This is a genomic window from Saccharothrix sp. HUAS TT1 (assembly GCF_040744945.1).
GTDB lineage: Bacteria > Actinomycetota > Actinomycetes > Mycobacteriales > Pseudonocardiaceae > Actinosynnema.
On record NZ_CP160453.1, the window covers coordinates 5,553,298 to 5,569,195 of the forward strand.

Annotated in this window: 11 protein-coding genes; 6 read left to right on the forward strand and 5 right to left on the reverse strand. The window is 74.2% G+C overall.

Going from position 1 to position 15,898, the window contains the following annotated elements; genetic code table 11:
- Nucleotides 1–309 precede the first annotated feature (309 nt).
- On the forward strand, nt 310–1,272 hold the full coding sequence (locus AB0F89_RS24825) for an L-tyrosine/L-tryptophan isonitrile synthase family protein (RefSeq protein ID WP_367127983.1): 963 nt from the start codon (nt 310–312) through the stop codon (nt 1,270–1,272).
- A gap of 4 nt (nt 1,273–1,276) precedes the next feature.
- Nucleotides 1,277–2,131, forward strand: a complete 855-nt coding sequence (locus AB0F89_RS24830) for a TauD/TfdA dioxygenase family protein (RefSeq protein WP_367127984.1) — start codon at nt 1,277–1,279, stop codon at nt 2,129–2,131.
- Between the two features lie 241 nt (nt 2,132–2,372).
- Here the strand turns inward: AB0F89_RS24830 and AB0F89_RS24835 are convergent, their stop codons facing one another.
- From AB0F89_RS24835 to AB0F89_RS24850, 4 genes are all read right to left on the reverse strand, one after another.
- Nucleotides 2,373–3,194, reverse strand: a complete 822-nt coding sequence (locus AB0F89_RS24835; RefSeq protein ID WP_367127985.1) for an SAM-dependent methyltransferase — start codon at nt 3,192–3,194, stop codon at nt 2,373–2,375.
- A gap of 164 nt (nt 3,195–3,358) precedes the next feature.
- Complete coding sequence (locus AB0F89_RS24840) at nt 3,359–4,099, reverse strand: hypothetical protein (protein ID WP_367127986.1); 741 nt, start codon at nt 4,097–4,099, stop codon at nt 3,359–3,361.
- Between the two features lie 109 nt (nt 4,100–4,208).
- Nucleotides 4,209–5,297, reverse strand: coding sequence for an endo-1,4-beta-xylanase (locus AB0F89_RS24845; protein ID WP_367127987.1), 1,089 nt, complete (start codon nt 5,295–5,297; stop codon nt 4,209–4,211).
- 142 nt (nt 5,298–5,439) lie between these two features.
- Complete coding sequence (locus AB0F89_RS24850) at nt 5,440–6,609, reverse strand: M20 family metallopeptidase (RefSeq protein ID WP_367127988.1); 1,170 nt, start codon at nt 6,607–6,609, stop codon at nt 5,440–5,442.
- 101 nt (nt 6,610–6,710) lie between these two features.
- On the opposite strand from AB0F89_RS24850, the gene AB0F89_RS24855 reads away from it, so the two are divergent.
- From AB0F89_RS24855 to AB0F89_RS24870, 4 genes are all read left to right on the forward strand, one after another.
- The gene (locus AB0F89_RS24855; protein WP_367127989.1) at nt 6,711–7,718 is read left to right on the forward strand and encodes an Lrp/AsnC family transcriptional regulator; all 1,008 of its coding nucleotides are present in this window, start codon (nt 6,711–6,713) and stop codon (nt 7,716–7,718) included.
- Nucleotides 7,719–7,736: 18 nt separating this feature from the next.
- Nucleotides 7,737–8,738 carry a glycosyltransferase gene (locus AB0F89_RS24860; RefSeq protein WP_367127990.1) on the forward strand — a complete coding sequence of 334 codons (1,002 nt, stop codon included), beginning with the start codon at nt 7,737–7,739 and terminating at the stop codon, nt 8,736–8,738.
- 74 nt (nt 8,739–8,812) lie between these two features.
- Nucleotides 8,813–9,325 carry a DUF1360 domain-containing protein gene (locus tag AB0F89_RS24865; protein WP_367127991.1) on the forward strand — a complete coding sequence of 171 codons (513 nt, stop codon included), beginning with the start codon at nt 8,813–8,815 and terminating at the stop codon, nt 9,323–9,325.
- Between the two features lie 178 nt (nt 9,326–9,503).
- On the forward strand, nt 9,504–10,790 hold the full coding sequence (locus AB0F89_RS24870; RefSeq protein WP_367127992.1) for an MFS transporter: 1,287 nt from the start codon (nt 9,504–9,506) through the stop codon (nt 10,788–10,790).
- Here the strand turns inward: AB0F89_RS24870 and AB0F89_RS24875 are convergent.
- The gene (locus tag AB0F89_RS24875) at nt 10,787–15,886 is read right to left on the reverse strand and encodes a CHAT domain-containing protein (RefSeq protein WP_367127993.1); all 5,100 of its coding nucleotides are present in this window, start codon (nt 15,884–15,886) and stop codon (nt 10,787–10,789) included. The genes AB0F89_RS24870 and AB0F89_RS24875 overlap by 4 nt on opposite strands.
- Between the last annotated feature and the right edge of the window lie 12 nt (nt 15,887–15,898).

The window sequence follows — 15,898 nt, forward strand, 5'->3', positions numbered from 1 at the left end:
GGTTCTCGAATAACCGAACCACGGCGGTTCCGGGTGCCATACCGCTGTTCGGCCGGTTGATCCGAATGGCAATTCGGGAACTAATGGAATCGTCTCAAGTCAATCGTGGTTGCCGAACTGTTATTATGTCCGTCCTGTGGTAACCGCGCGCCCGGCGACCCCTCGGATTGTGGTTGACGTCATGTATTCGATGGCTCATAGTTGGCGCCTGGAGCTCCATTCTTCTCCAATATTCCAAGTGGCTCGAGAACCGCCCCGCACCGCTATTTGCGGTGCCTGCTGCTCACCGGCTCGGGAAAGAGGAGTTCCATGGCCGATCGACAAGCGGAGCACATCGAGGCCGTACTGGATTTGATGATGGGGCACCAACGGCTGCTGCCCGACCCGGGCACGGCGCACGGCGCCCGCTGCGCGCACTGCCGCGCCGCCCAGCGCGCCAAGGTCGAGGTCCACGTGCGCGCCGGGCGCGCCATCCCCATGCTGCTGCCGGCCTTCCCGGCGAAGTCGCCCAACCCGGACAAGGTGCTCGGCCACCTGCCGGACCTCGCCGAGGAGCTGTCCATCGCGTTCCTCGAAGCGCTCTGCGCCCGCGTCCGGGCGGTCTACCCGCCCGGCGCGCGGCTGATCATCTGCTCCGACGGGCGGGTGTTCAACGACCTGGTGCGGATACCGGACCCGCACGTGTCGGACTACCAGCGGGAGATGCACGACCTCCTGCGGCGGCTCGGCGCCGAGCACATCGGCCTGTACAGCCTGGACGACGTGTACCCGGACGCCGACCCGGCGCAGATGCGCCGGAAGCTGTGGGCCGACCACGCGCCGGACATGGCGGCGCTGCGGGAGGAGGTGCGCGGCGGCGGCCCGGTGCTCGGGCTGTACCGCGGCATCACCCGCTTCCTGTTCGAGGACGCGAAGACCCCCGGTTTCCGGGGCAGCAACGCGACCCTGCAGCGGGAGAGCCGCCAACGCGCCTACGAGGTGATCGGGCGCAGCCAGGCGTGGGGCAACCTGCTGGCCGTCATCCACCCGGACGCCGTCCGGCTGTCCATCCACCCCCAGCCGTGCGGCCACGAGAAGTTCGGCATCTTCCTGCAACACGACGGCGACGAGGACCGCTGGCTCACGCCGTGGCACGCCGTCGCCGTCGAGCAGCGCGGGCGCTTCCGGCTGATGAAGCACCGCGCCGCCAAGGAGGCGGGCGGGCGGCTCGTGCTGCGCCGCGGCCGCCCCTCGCACTACCTGCTGCCCACCACCGCATCCCAGAAGGGTTGACGAGATGTCCTCAGCCACCACCGCTCCGGGAACCACCTGGAACACCGAGCCGTTGTCCCCGTTCGGCGTGCTGGTCACCGCCGGGGCGCCCGACCAGCCGTTCACCGCGCCCGCGATCGAGGAGGTGCGCGCCCTGGTGCGCGCGGAACACCTCGTCGTGCTGCGCGGGTTCACGCCGCCGGCCGACGGGCCGGCGCTGGAAGCCTACGGGCGTTCGTGGGGCGAGGTGCTGGAGTGGTCCTTCGGCACCGTCTTCGACGTCCTGGCCCACGACGAGCCCGAGGACCACGCGTTCGACACCACCTTCATGCCGATGCACTGGGACGGCATGTACGCGCGGTTCGTCCCGGAGTTCCAGATCTTCCACTGCCTGACCGCGCCGGTCGGCGCTTCAGGGGGGCGGACGCTGTTCACCGACACCGGCCGGCTCGTCGCCGACACCGACCCCGGGACGCTGCGGCGCTGGCGGTCGGTGGTGCTGGAGTACCGCAACCCCAAGGTCAGCCACTACGGCGGCCTGGTGGTCTCCCCGCTGGTCGAACCGCACCCGCTGACCGGCGAGCCGACCCTGAGGTTCCTCGAACCGGTGCCCGAGGGGGTGGAGATCCTGAACCCGCCGAACGTGGCGGTGGCCGACCTCGGGCCGGAGGAGGCGCGGGCCGTCGTGGAGGAGGTGCGCTCGGCGCTGTACGACCCGAGGTACATGTACGGGCACTCGTGGCAGCCCGGGGACGTGCTGATCACCGACAACTACTCGCTGCTGCACACGCGTGAGCCGTACGAGCGCGGACTGCCCCGGCACCTGCGGCGCGTCCACGTCCTGGGCGACCCGCCGCACCGCAGCAGGCTGACGGTCTGACCCGACCGCGCTGTTGCCGCGACCGGCCGACGAGCACCCCGCCCGGAACCCGCGTTCGGGCGCCGGGCGGGGCGCTCGCGCCGGCCGGACCGTGCCGGCTGTCGCGCCGGCCGGGCCGCGCGGGTTGCTGCGCCATCCCGGCCGTGTGGCCTGTAGTACTGGCTGGGTCGTGCCGGCTGGGCCGTGCGGGCTGTCGCGTCGACCTGGCCGAGTCCTGCCGAGCCCTGACCGAGTCGTCGCGCTAGCCGATCCGGGCGATTCCCGCGTAGCCGAGCGGCCGGGCGAAGCTGTCGCGTTCCGCCGGGTCGTCCGGTCGCCAGTCGGACAGGAACACCAGTCCCGGTTGGACCAGCCGCACGCCCTGGCCGAAGAACCCGAGCACGTCCCGGTGGTCCCGGATCCGCAGCCGCAGCCCGGCCGCCTCGTACGCCTGCGCGAACCGCGCCATCTCCTCCCGCAACTCCGGGTCGGCGTACTCGCTCGCCATGTGCGAGATCGCCAGCGCGCTGCCGGGCGCCAACCGCTCCCGGTAGGCCGCGATCAGGTCACCGGGCCGGTCGTCGTCGGGGACGAACATCAGCACGCCCACCGCCAGCAGCGCCACCGGCTCGGAGAAGTCGATCAGCCGCCGGGTCTCGGGGTGGTCCAGGATCGCCCCGGGCTCCCGGATGTCGGCCTGGAGGATCGTGGCGAACGGGTTGTCCGCCAGCAGCCGCCGACCGTGCGCGCAGGCCACCGGGTCGACGTCCACGTACACCACCCGCGCGCCGGGGACCCGCCGCTGCGCGACCTGGTGCACGTTGCCCGCCGTCGGCAGGCCCGAGCCGATGTCCAGGAACTGCCGGATGCCCTGGTCGAGGCAGAACCCGACGGCCCGGCGCTGGAACGACCGGTTGAGCCGGGCGGCGGCCCGCATCACGGGCGCGATCCGCAGCGCCCGCTCGGCGAACTCGCGGTCGACCTCGAAGTTGTCCGTGCCGCCCAGGAAGTAGTCGTAGGCACGGGCGGCCGACGGCACGCCGGTGTCCACCTCGCTGGGTGGGTCCAGGGTCGATGACGACATCTGCTTGGCCTCCCGCCGTGCCGGCCGGTTCTCTACCCCCTCAGCGTAAGGTTGCGCAACGCGTTCGGCTAACCGCGAAGCGTAAGTGGGCACGAAGGAAGAACCGGTGTTCACCGGGTGGAATCCGACAGTTGCTCAGTTCCGGGGAGGCTGCAGGGTGGCCGTCAAGCCCCGCGCTCGTACAGGACGACGTCGAAGACCCCGTCCCAGCTGCCGCCCCGGCCGCCGAAGGACTGGACGGTGATGATCGCCAACCGCTCGTCGCTCGTCGTGAAGCAGATCAGGCTCTCGCCCATCGTGTAGCCGCTGACGCTGTCCTTCTGGGGCCTCGTGCTGCTTTCGCACTTCTGGGGCTCTGCGTCATCGACCCCCACCAGGGAGACCTTCGACCTCCCGTAGACCTTCGGTCCCGGTGAGAACAGGATGTGGCTGTTGATGTCACCGGGGTAGCGGAATTCGTACTCCGGCCCGCCTTCCAGGCTCGCCTTCTCGGTGTCGAGGTCGACGTACGACGACGGCGACACGAGGAGCCGGTACCGGCGGCTCTCGACGTAGGGCGCGGCTGACTCGCCCGAGGTCGTGATCGGCGTTGACGTGCCCGAGGTCGTGGTGGGCCCGGAGGTTGCCCGCTCGTCCGGACCGCCGTCGGCATCGGACGCCACCGTGCCCACGACGAGGCTGGCGCCCAGTGCCGCGGCCAGGCTGAACGCGGCGGCGACAGCGGGCTTGCCGTGCCTGTTGAAGCGGAAGTGCCCGACGAAGGAGAGGACGAGCAGCACCCCGCCGAGGACGCCCGCGGCGAGCGGGTTCGCGCTGAAGGGGAAGAAGTCGTTGTCGGAGGCGAGGCTGAGGAGCGCGACCAGGACCCCTGTGACCCCGGCGATGGCCCCCACCTTCGCGCTCAAACCCTCTTTCGGGGGCTGGCCCTGCTGGTGCGTCATGGCATCCCCCGGGTCTGGCGGTGCACCGTCCGAGCGGCTTCCTGAGAAGTGATCGCCTCCCGGTGTGGTGCCGTTACCCGATCGCCGGGTCCTCGACTCGCGACAGGCGCCGGCCCGAAGTGGGCGCGGCAGCGCACCCCGGCTGGTTGAGGGCGTCCAGCACGGCCGCGTAGGCGGGTTTCCGGTTGCCCGAGCCGTCGAACAGCAGCGGGGTGCCCGAAGCGCGCCACGAGTCGGTGTCGCGCACGCCCCACACCGTGATCCCGGTGCACCGCGCCACGGCCAGGCACGCCCGCACGACCCGCCGGTAGCTGTCCGCCTGCGCCGCGCCGCCGCCCTCCACGTCCAGCTCGGTCAGCTGCACGTCGACGCCGAGGTCGGCGAAGCCGCGCAGCGTGGTGAGCAGGTCGGCGGGCACCGGGTGGTTGGCGGTGAAGTGCGACTGGAGGCCGACGCAGTCGATCGGCACGCCGCGCGCCCGGAAGTCGCGCACCATCCGGTGCACGGCCTGCGTCTTGGCGTGCGACCAGTTCTCGACGTTGTAGTCGTTGTAGCAGAGCTTCGCCGCCGGGTCGGCCGCTCGCGCCGCGTGGAACGCCGCCTCGATCCAGTCGTCGCCGGTGCGCTGGAAGTTCGAGTCGCGACGGGCGCCCGTGGTGCCGTCGGCGAACGCCTCGTTCACCACGTCCCAGGCGTAGACCTTCCCCCGGTAGTGGGAAACGACCTGGGTGACGTGGTTCAGCATCGCCTCGCGCAGCGCCGCGCCGCGCAGGTTGGTCAACCAGCCCGGCTGGCCCGAGTGCCACAGCAGCGTGTGGCCGCGCACCCGCTTGCCGTGCTCGACGGCGTGATCCACGATCCGGTCGCCCGCGGTGAAGGTGAAGACGCCCCGGTTCGGCTCGGTCGCGTCGAGCTTCATCTCGTTCTCGGGCGTGACCACGTCGAACTCGCGGTTCACGATGCCCTCGTAGACCGGGTCGGCGAGCTTGCGCCCGGTGATGCCCACGCCGAAGTAGCGGCCGCTGCGCTGGGCGGCCGCGGCCAGGGTGGTGGCCGGGCCCTCGTCCGGCAGCGCGGTCGCCGGGCGGACCGGGAACAACATGCCCGCGGCCACCAGGGACGCGGCGAGCACCGTGCAGAACGCGGATGATCGGCTGCGCACTTCGACGACCCCTTCCGTCGCGGAGAACCAGAGGATCGGGGCGCGCCGCGGCGCCCGGCAATGCTTCTCGAACGTTTTCGAAACCCCCTGCCGCCGGGGGTGGGCCACCCGGCGGCCGTTCGGCCCCGGACCCGCGCCGGATTCACAGTTGTGCCGACTCCGCCGGCGTGGAGCGGCAGCGGCGCAGGGCCAGTTCGGCGAGCACGGCGGCGCCGTCGGGCAGCAGGGAGTCGTCGAACTCGACGAGCGGCGAGTGGTTGTCGACGCCGTTGCCCGCGCCGAGCAGGACGAACGCGCCCGGCACCTCGCGCAGCACGCGGGAGAAGTCCTCGCCGCCGGGCATCGGGTTGGGCAGGCGTCGGAAGCGACCGCCGAGCAGGTCGGTCACCGCGCCGGCGACGAACGCGGTCTCGTCCGGGTCGTTCACCGTCATCGGGTAGCCGTCGACGTGGTCCACCTCGGCGCGCAGGCCGTGCCCGCGCGCGATCGACTCGACCAGGGTGGTCGCCGCGCCCCTGACCCGGGCCCTGGCCTCGGCCGAGAACGTGCGCAGCGTGGCCTCGAACCGCGCGGTGTCCGGGATGACGTTGCGCTTGCTCCCGGCGTGGAACGACCCGACCGTCAGCACCACGGGGTCGAAGATGTCGGACTGGCGCGTGACCAGGGTCTGCAGCGCGGTGACGATCTCGCACGCCACCGGGACCGGGTCCTTGGCGCGGTGCGGCCGGGCGCCGTGCCCGCCCGCGCCGACCACCGTGACCTCCAGCCCGTCCGAGGCCGCCATCGTGGTGCCCGGCCGGGCGGAGAACACGCCGTGCGGCACACCGGCGCCGAACACGTGCAGCGCGTAGGCGGCGTCGGCCCGGCGGCCCGCCGCGTCCAGCACGCCCTCGGCGATCATCGCGGCCGAGCCGTCCCAGCCCTCCTCGCCGGGCTGGAACATGAACACCACGTCGCCGAACAGCTCGTCGCGCCGGGCGGCGAGCAGGTGCGCCGCGCCGACCAGCATCGCGGTGTGCAGGTCGTGGCCGCACGCGTGCATCACGCCGTCCACCCGTGACGCGAAGTCCACCCCGGTCCGCTCCGGCACGGGTAACGCGTCCATGTCGCCGCGCAGCAGCACCACCGGCCCCGGCCCGCTGCCGCGCAGCACGCCGGTCACCGACGTCAGCGCGGCGCCCGTGGACAGCTCCAGCGGCAGCCCTTCGAGGGCGGCCAGCACCTTCTCCTGCGTGCGTGGCAGGTCCAGCCCGACCTCGGGCTCCGCGTGCAGGCGGCGGCGCAGCCGGACCAGGTCGTCGCGCAGTGACATGGGTGATCTCCTCGGGTGGGGGGACTGCTCTTGCCGAGGATCGGATCGACTGCCACCCTCAGCCCGGCAACTGGGGTAATCGCTCGTCAGGACGGTGCTCGGTGCAGGATTCGCTCACGCCGGACGAGACGGACCTGAAACTCGTCCACGCGCTGCAGGCCGCGCCGCGGGCGACGTGGCACGAGGTCGGGCGGTCGCTCGGCATCGACCCGGTCACCGCGGCCCGGCGCTGGCAGGCGCTCGTGGACGCCGGGTCCGCGCGCGTCACCGCCTACCCCGAGGTGCGCCGGTGGGCCGAGGACCACTGCAACGCGTTCATCGAGCTGGACCTCGAACCGACCGCCCGCGCGCACGCGGTCGAGGTGCTGTCCCGCGTGCCGCAGGTGGCGTCGATCTCGGTCATCAGCAGTGGCCGCGACCTGTTCCTGACCCTGCTCACCCCGGACCTCGCGACGCTGTCCCACGTGGTGCTGGACCGGCTGCACGGCCTGCCCGGACTGCGCCGGACGCGCACGCACACGGTCACCACCGTCTACGGCGAGGGCAGCCACTGGCGGCTCGGCGCGCTCGAACCCGGCCGGCCCGGCGGCCGGTCCCGGCCGAGGGGGAGCCGCCCGGTCTGGAAGCCGCACCACCGGGAGGTGCTGCGGGCGCTGGACGACGGCCGCCGCCCGGCGGCCGGGATCGCGGCCCGCACCGGCCGCAGCGGGTCCACCGTCCGCCGGTGGCTCAACGAGATGGTCGGCGGCGGGCTGCTGTCGCTGCGGTGCGAGGTCGCCCAGCCGGTCACCGGGTGGCCGATCGCCGCCACGTTCTGGGCCAGGGTGCCGCCGGACGAGCTGGACCGCACCGCGACCGCGCTGACCGAGCTGCCCGAGGTCCGGTTGTGCGCGGCCGTCACCGGCGCGGACAACCTGGTGCTGACGCTGTGGCTGCGGTCGCTCGGCGACATCCAGCGGCTGGAGGCGGAGCTGGCCAGGCGGCTGCCCGCGCTCACCCTCACCGACCGCGCCGTGACGTTGCGCGCGGTGAAGCGGATGGGGTGCCTGCTGGACGAGCGCGGCCGGATCACCGACGTCGTGCCGATCGACCCCTGGGCGACCGGCTGACCGCGTAGGTTCGCCGCCATGCGCGTCCTGTTCGCCGCCCTCGCCTCCGCGGGGCACACCTACCCGTTGATCCCCCTCGCGATCGCTGCGCGCGACGCCGGGCACGAAGTGCACTTCGCCGCGGGGGAGGAGGTGCACCCGCCGCTGGCCGCCAACGGCCTGCGCCCGTTCCGCCCGGCCGACGCGTTCTACGAGATGTACCCCGAAGACCTCGCGCCGGAGCTGGACCGGCTGCGGCCCGACCTCGTCGTGCACGGGTGGGGCGTGCCGGGAGCGGCTGTCGCCGCGCACCGCGCCGGCATCCCCGGCCTGTGGCACGGCTTCGGCCGGATGTTCCCCGAGGGCATCGGCTTCGACCTGCCGACGCGCAACGCCGAAGCGCCCGGCCTGCCGCACCTGGACATCTGCCCGCCGTCGTTGCAGGACGAGGACTTCACCGCCGAGGCCGACCGGGTGGAACTGCGCCCCGTCGCGTACTCCGAGCCCGCCGCGCCACGCGCGTGGCGCGGCTCGCGGCCGTTGGTCTACCTCACGCTCGGCACCGCGTTCGGCACGCCGGAGCTGCTGACCACGGCCGTCGAGGGCCTGGCGGCGCTGGACGCGCACGTGGTCGTCGCCACCGGTCGGGTGCGGCCGGACCAGCTGGGCGACGTGCCGGACAACGTCACCCTGCACGGCTGGGTGCCGCAGGCCGACCTGCTGCCGCACGTCGACGTGGTCGTGCACCACGGCGGCAGCGGCACCACGCTCGGCGCGCTCGCCGTCGGCGCGCCCCAGCTGCTCCTGCCGCAGGGCGCCGACCAGTTCGCCAACGCCGAGGCCGTCCAGGCCGCCGGGGCCGGGTTGCGCCTGCTCCCGGCCGAGGTGGCCGCCGACGCCGTCGCCGACCACGTCCGGGCCCTGGCCCGGCCCGCCTCCGGCCACCGGGACGCGGCCCGGTCGATCGCCGACGAGATCGCCCGGATGCCCTCGCCGGACGAGGTGGCGCGTGACCTGGCGCAGTACGCCCGGCGCGGGTGAGGGACCGGGCGCCCACCGCCACCACGACCCGGTGGGCCGAGTTTGAACCGGCCGGTCGGGGTAACACCTGGGCCATGCCGATCACGGACATCCTCCGGCGGGTCAGTTCCGCGTACTCCGCCGGCGAGCGGCGCCCGCTGAGCGGGTACCTGGCGACCCTCTGCTCGTACGGCGCGCTCGTCGCCGGCGCCACCGCGCTCGGCCGCCGGGCCGGCGTGCGATTGCCCGAACGGGTCGCCGTCGCCGACGCGATCCTCATGTCGCTGGCCACCCACAAGGCCAGCCGGCTGCTGACGAAGGGCGCCGTGACCAGCGTGCTGCGGGCGCCGTTCACGAAGTTCGAGGGCCCGGCGGGTGCGGCCGAGGTGCACGAGTCGGTGCGCGGCGACGGGGTCCGGCACGCCGCCGGCGAGCTGGTGACCTGCCCGTTCTGCTCCGGCGTGTGGATCGCCAGCGCGTTGACCGGCAGCCTGGTGTTCGCGCCGCGGGCCACCCGGCTGGCCGCGACCGTGCTGTCCGTGGTCGCGGTGTCGGACTGGTTGCAGCTCCTGGACGGCAAGCTGAAGGACACCGGGCAAGGGGGCTGACGGCCTCCGTCCGGCGGAAGCCGCCGTGCCGGTGGGCCGTCCTCGCTACGCTGATCAACAGCGACTACGGCGGGGGTGCGGCATTCACGGCGTTCAGGGCGGCGACGGCGCGGGTGTCGGTGAGGCGGGTCCGGGGTCGGGCGGGACCGGGACGTCGACCCTGCGCCGGGCCCGTTCGGTGCTGGCCATCGGGCCGTTCCGCAGGCTGTGGGGCGTCACCTTCCTGTGCAGCGTGGGCGACTGGCTGTCGCTGCTCGCGCTGAGCAGCCTGGTGGCCAGGCTCGCCCAGGGCTACGGGTGGGAGGGGTTCGCGCTCAGCGCCGTGGTGCTGACGCAGCTGCTGCCGGGCGTGCTGTTCGCACCGCTCGGCGGGGTGCTGGCCGACCGGTTCGACCGGCGCAAGGTGATGGTCGCCTGCGACCTGGCGCGCGGCGCGCTGTTCCTGTCGATCGCGTTCGTCGGCTCGGCCTGGTGGCTGTTCGTGGCGAACTTCCTGGTCGGCTGCTGCGCGATGCTGTGGATCCCGGCCAAGGACTCGGCCGTGCCGAACCTGCTGCGCCGGCCCGACCAGGTGGAGACGGCCAACCAGCTCGGCCTGGTGATGACCTACGGCATCGCCACCCTCAGCGCGTTCAGCCTCTACGCGCTGATCACCGGCATCCCCGGCTACCTCGGCGTGCGCGGCGGCGACCTGGAGTTCCGGATCGCGATCATCGCCGTGGTGGTCAACGGCCTGCTCTACCTCACCTCGGCCGTCCTGATCGCGCTGCGCGTCCCCGAGCTGTCCGGCCGGGCCGCCGCCCGCGCCCGGCGCACCGGTGACGGGTTCCTGGTGATGATGCGCGACGGTCTGCGGCACGCCTGGCGCGCGCCCCTGCTGCGCGGCCTGATCATCGGCATGACCGGCGCGTTCGCCGCGGCCGGCGCGGTGATCGGCGCCGCCCGGCTGTACGCGTCCAGCCTGAAGGGCGGCGACAGCGCCTACGGCACGCTGTTCGTCGCGGTCTTCGTGGGCCTGGCCGCGGGCATGGGCGCCGCGCCGAAGCTCGCCCGCCGGTTGACCCACCACCGGCTGTTCGGGGTGGCGATCGTCTTCGCGGGCCTGAGCCTGGTCGTCATGTCGCTCGCGCCGCGCCTGTGGCTCGCGCTGATCGCGGTGGCCCTGGTGGGCGGGTGCGCGGGCGTCGCGTTCCTGACCGGCCTGACGATCATCGGCACCCGCGTCGAGGACGACGTGCGCGGTCGGATGGTGGCCTTGGTCCAGTCGCTGATGAAGGTCGTCCTCGGCCTGTCGACCGTCCTGGGTCCGTTGCTGGTGACCCTGGTCGGGCCCAGCTCGGTGACCCTGTTCGGCACGTCGTTCGACGTGGACGCCACGCGCCCGGTCCTGCTCGGCGCGGGCGTGCTCGCGGCGGCGGCCGGCCTGGTGTCGCACCGGCTGATGGACGACCGCGCCCGGCGCTAGCCCCCGTCGGGCAGCGGCGGCCGGGGTGGGCGGATGATGGCCGCCAGCCCGTACTGGTCGTGCACGTCCCGCAGGTTGAACGTCACGTCGGTGCTGTCCGGCTCGGCCAGGATCGGCTCGAAGCCGTCGAAGTCGACCTGCACCCACGGCGAGCCCTCGTCGTCCACGATCGGGCCGGCCAGGTCGAACACCTCGCCGGTGTCCGGGTCGGTCCACTCGGCGGGCAGCTCGGCGGCGAACCTGCCCGGCACGTCGAGGCCCATCGCGCGGTGCGCGTCGAGGTCCCACACCCGCAGCACGCCGTCGCGGTCGCCCGCCAGCAGCCGCGGCCGGCCGTCCAGCTCGCCCAGGGCCACCGCGGTGATGGCCATCGCCACCCGCCCCTCGGTCAGCGCCGCGCCCAGCTGCTCGCGGGTCCGCAGGTCCCACAGCCGGACCGCCTCGTCGCCGCCGCCGCTGACCGCGACCGGCCCGCCGTGCAGCACGCCGAACGCGACGGCCTCCACCGGGTCCTCGTGGGCGTCGAAGTAGTCGCCCAGCTCGCACTGCGCCCGCAGGTCCCACCACTGCATGGTGTCGTCGCTGCTGCCGCTGATCGCGACGGGCGTGCCGTCGAGGTCGCCGACCGCGACCGCCTCCACGGTGTCGTCGTGCCCGTGCAGCACGCAGACCTGCTCGTGGCGCTCCACGTCCCACACCCGGATCGTGGTGTCCTCGCCGCCGCTCAGGGCGACCAGGCGCCCGTCGACCACGCCGAACGCGGTGGCCCGGACGACCGCGTCGTGCCCGGTGAGGGGCGCCCGGATCTGCTCGCGGCGGTCCAGGTCCCACAGGCGCACGGTCGCGTCGTACGAGCCCGTGACGGCCAGCGCGCGCCCGTTCCACACCGTGCACGCCACCGCGGAGATCGCGCCCGGGTCCCGCCACCGGGGCGGCGCCTCGACCTCGCCCAGGTGCGCCCGCGTGGACAGGTCCCACAGGTCGAGCCCGCCGCCGCGGCTGACGACGGCCACCGGCCGCCCGCCGACGGTCGCCGTCGACGCCGCCCACAGCCGCTGACCGCCGTGCGTGATCGGCTCGCCGAGCTGCCGGTGGGTGCGCAGGTCCCACGTGCGCACCGCCCCCTCGTCGGCGGTGACCGCGACCGGCCGCCCGTCCAGCTCCACGAAGCCGGTGAAGTGGATGCCGCTGCCGCGGTCGTCCATCGCGGGCACCACCTGCGCGCCGAACAACCGCGGCTCGCCCCCGTGCCGGGTGGTGCGCAGCTGCCGCTTGGCTTCCCGGTCCATCAGGGAGCGGAACACGGTGAACAGCGCCAGGTCCGTCCCGTCCACCTCGTCGGGCGCGTCCGGGTCGGGGTCGTCGTCCTCGGCCTGCCGGAGCGCCGTCACGAGCAGGTCGCGCTGCTCCCGGTAGTCGGCCAGGGCGTCCTGGCCGATCCGCAGGTTGTCCCGGGGCACCGAGACGACGTCGGTGAAGACCTCGGCCCGCTCCTCGTCGTCGGGGACCAGGGCGCGCAGGACGGCGTCGAGCCGCACGCCCGGCGTCCGCTCGACGTCCGCCACCATGTCGGCGAGCGTGGCCGGGAACAGGTCCGGGCCGAGTTCCAGCAGGTCGGCCAGCCGCACGACGGTCGCGCCGCGGGCGGCGTGCGACGTCACGGCCCGCAGCACGGTGGCCGCCGCGCGGTGGGCCGCGCACACCCGCCCGTGCTCGCCGGTCGCGCCGAGGTAGGACGCCACCAGGTCGTGCCCGTCGGCCAGGGCGGCGGGGGAGGGGTCCTCGTAGGAGTAGCGCAGCGCCGCCTGCGCCATGGTCAGCGCGTCGTGCGGCCGGTCGAGCGCGTCGCGCACCCGCGCCCGCAGCCGGAACACCTCGCCGAGCAGCCCGGTGTCACCGGCGTCCTCGAACACGGCCTGGCTGTGCCGCAGCACGTCCTCGGCCTCGGCGACGCGGCCGAGCGCCAGCAGCACCACGGCCCTGTTGAGCCGCAACCGGGCCCGCTCGTGGTCGGTCGCGCCGCGCCGCACGTGCAGGGCGTCGATCCGCTCGCACAGCCCAAGAGCCGCCTGCCAGTCGCCGAAGCGGCTCACCGCTTCCAGCGCCGTGCTCAGCACCACGGCCCGCGTGCTCACCGGCGTGACGCGCTCGGGCTCGCCGCTCTCGTCGGCCAGCGCGTCGACCGCGTCGGCCAGCTCCGCGGCGCGGGACGCGGCGTCCGGGTAGTCGCCCATCCTCGTCAGGACCACCAGCTCCAGGCACGTGTCGGCGGCCCGCGTCCACGGCCCGTACCCGGCGAGGTCGTCGAACTGCGCCAGCGCGCGGGTCAGGTCGAGCGCGCTGTCGAGGTCGTCGTGGTCGATGAGCAGTTGCACGCACTCCGCCGCGGCCAGCGACGCGACGTCGAACCGGGCGGTCTCCACCCCGGTCCGGACGAGGGTGAGGAACGCCTCCACCGCGGCCGCCGGGTCGGTCCTGGACAGCAGCTTGGCGTACAGGGCGGCGATCCCGGGGTGCTCCAGGGCGTCCTCGTCGCGGTCGAGCATGCGGCGCAGGTAGCTCATCGCCCGGGTGGTGGTCTCCGGCGCCGGGTCGCGGTCGGTGGCCGCCTCCAGCACGTCCACCACCTGCGCCCGCCGCCCGGCGCGCAGCAGGTACGGCGTGGCGGCCAGGCCCGCCCGGACGATCGCCGCGCCGGACCGGCCGCGCAGCTCCTCGTCGTGCGCGTGCTCGTACACCGCGGTCAGGCACTCGATGGTCTTGTCGTCCACCAGCGCGCCGAACGCCGGATCGGCGCCGGCGCGGACCACCTCGCCCACGCCGGGGTGCAGCCGGTAGGCGTGCCCGGCCGGGTCGTCGCCCTCGACCTCGACCACCACGGCGGCCACCAGCGGCTCCAGCGCGGACGCCAGCGGCGGCGCGTCCTGCCTGTGCAGCGCCGGCCAGACCTCCCGCCACACCGCCTCGACCACCCGCGGCCGGCGCTCGTCCTCCTCGACGTGCGCCAGCAGCTCCAGCAGCGTGCGGGCGGGCGCGGGCAGCGCCGCCAACGCGGCGCCGGTCCACGCCGACAGCAACCGGATGAACTGGCCGCCGTCGAGCGCGCTGGCGCCGGTGGTGAAGAACGCGGTGACCGGCGCGTCCCGGCCCGCCGCCTCGGCCGCGGCCAGCGCGGCGGCGAGCCGGCCCGGCTCGGCCGCGGCGACGTCGGCCAGTTCGAGCAGCTTCGGGTGGCCCTGGGCCACGTTCAGCACCCGGCGCACCAGCTGCAAGTCCGCTGTGGACGGACCGGTGGCGCGCCCGGCGGTCGGCTGGTCGCCCAGCAGCGCGCCCAGGTGCGGCAGCTCGCGGGCCAGCAGCACGGCTTCGGCGATCGACAGCGCGTGCGTCGGCAGCACCACCACCAGGTCCGGGTCGAGCCCGGCGGGCGCCACCCGGCTGGTCAGCACCACCCGGGACAGCCCGCCGTGGCCGACCAGGCAGTCCACCAGCAGGCCCCACAGCGGGTCGCGCCACGTGGCGTCGTCCGACAGCAGCGTGTCGACGTTGTCCAGCACCAGCAGCACCGCCTCCTCGCGCAGCACGGCGGCCAGCCGGGGCAGGAACCGGCGCAGCTCGGCCTCGCCGCCCACCGCGTCGGGCAGCGGGAGGTCCAGCTGGGTCTCCAGCGCGGTGGCCAGGCCGACCAGCGCCTGGCCGAAGTCGTCGGGCTGGTCCGGCGCGCGCCACCACGCGAACGCGCCGAACCGGCCGCGGTGCTGGTGCGCGAGTTCCAGCGCGCACGCCGACTTGCCCGCGCCCACCATGCCGACGAACAGCACGCCCGCGCGCCCGCTCTCCGGCGCGAGCGCTGTGCCGGCCTCCACCAACGCCCGAGTGCGGCCGACGAACCGCTTGGGCTCGGGCGGGAACCACGCCATCCGCTCGGCGTAGGGGTCGAGCACCGCCCGTCCCGGCGGGGGAGCCACGCGCAGGCCGACGGCACCCGCGCCGATCAGCATCGGCGTGCCCGCGGACGCGGCGGGCACGGCGGCGGTCGGCCGTTCGCCCACCGCCTTGGGCAGCGCCAGCGCGACCGCCCGGTCCACCGGCTGCCCCGCGCCGAACAGCCTCGGGTACAGCTCGCCGGCCAGCGCCACCGCGAAGCCGTCCGCCACCGGGTACCGCATCGCCAGCGCGGTGATGCCCAGCTCCCGCACCAGACCGCGGGCCAGGCCGACCTGGTCGGCCGGGGTGCGGTCGTCCGGCGCGACCCGGTCGGCCAGCTCGTCCAGCCCCAGCGCGTGCAGCGTGGTCGCCGCCTCGGCCGCCCCGGACTGGCACGCCGACAGCACGGCCAGCTTCAGCCGGTCGCGGGCCGGGCGCAGCAGGTCGACCAGCTCGGCGGTGGAGATCACGTCCGGCTCGCCGTCGGCCCGCTCCAGCACCAGCGCGCCGACGCCGCCGTGCCCGGACACGTGCAGCACGTCCCAGCCCGGGTACTCCTCGACGGCCTCGGCGAGCCGTTCCCGCGTCACCCCGTACTGGAGCACCCGCAGCTCGATCGCCTTGCGCGACTTGGCCGCGATCGTCCGCACGGTCCTGGCCAGCTCGTACCGCTCCCGGCGCAGGGCGAGCACCGACGAGCGGGCGGGCATGGAGAACAGCGCCAGCACCCGGACGCCGCCGACCACGCCCTGCTTGTCGTCGGGCACGTCGAGGTCGTCGGGCTCGTAGACCAGGCTGATCTGCTTGCGCGCCAACGGGACCCCGCCGACCCGGGCCAGCTCCAGCGGTCGGGAGAGCAGGAACTCCGCGTCGCGGGGCACCAGCACCCGGACCGAACCCGACAACCGCGACAGCAGCGCGTCGCCGAAGACCCGTTCGCTGATCCACGCGCCCAACCGGTCGACGGCGGCGGTCTCCGACCTGACCGGGTCGTGCGGCAACCGGTGCCGGTCGAGGTGCCCGACCAGGTCGCGGAACGCCTCGTACTCGGCGGTGTCGACGTCGAGGTCCACCTGGTGATCGGCCAACACCCGCCCGGACTCGGCGCGCAGCACCCACCGCCACCGGTGGGGACCGGCGACCTCGACCGCCTCGAGCGTCTGCGTCACAGCAGTCCCTCC

What these genes read in the sequence shown, in the direction of transcription:
- AB0F89_RS24825 (WP_367127983.1), top strand. Translation starts at nt 310, where the DNA reads ATGGCCGATCGACAAGCGGAGCACATCGAGGCCGTACTGGATTTGATG.
- AB0F89_RS24830 (WP_367127984.1), top strand. Translation starts at nt 1,277, where the DNA reads ATGTCCTCAGCCACCACCGCTCCGGGAACCACCTGGAACACCGAGCCG.
- AB0F89_RS24835 (WP_367127985.1), bottom strand. Translation starts at nt 3,194, where the DNA reads ATGTCGTCATCGACCCTGGACCCACCCAGCGAGGTGGACACCGGCGTG.
- AB0F89_RS24850 (WP_367127988.1), bottom strand. Translation starts at nt 6,609, where the DNA reads ATGTCACTGCGCGACGACCTGGTCCGGCTGCGCCGCCGCCTGCACGCG.
- AB0F89_RS24860 (WP_367127990.1), top strand. Translation starts at nt 7,737, where the DNA reads ATGCGCGTCCTGTTCGCCGCCCTCGCCTCCGCGGGGCACACCTACCCG.
- AB0F89_RS24865 (WP_367127991.1), top strand. Translation starts at nt 8,813, where the DNA reads ATGCCGATCACGGACATCCTCCGGCGGGTCAGTTCCGCGTACTCCGCC.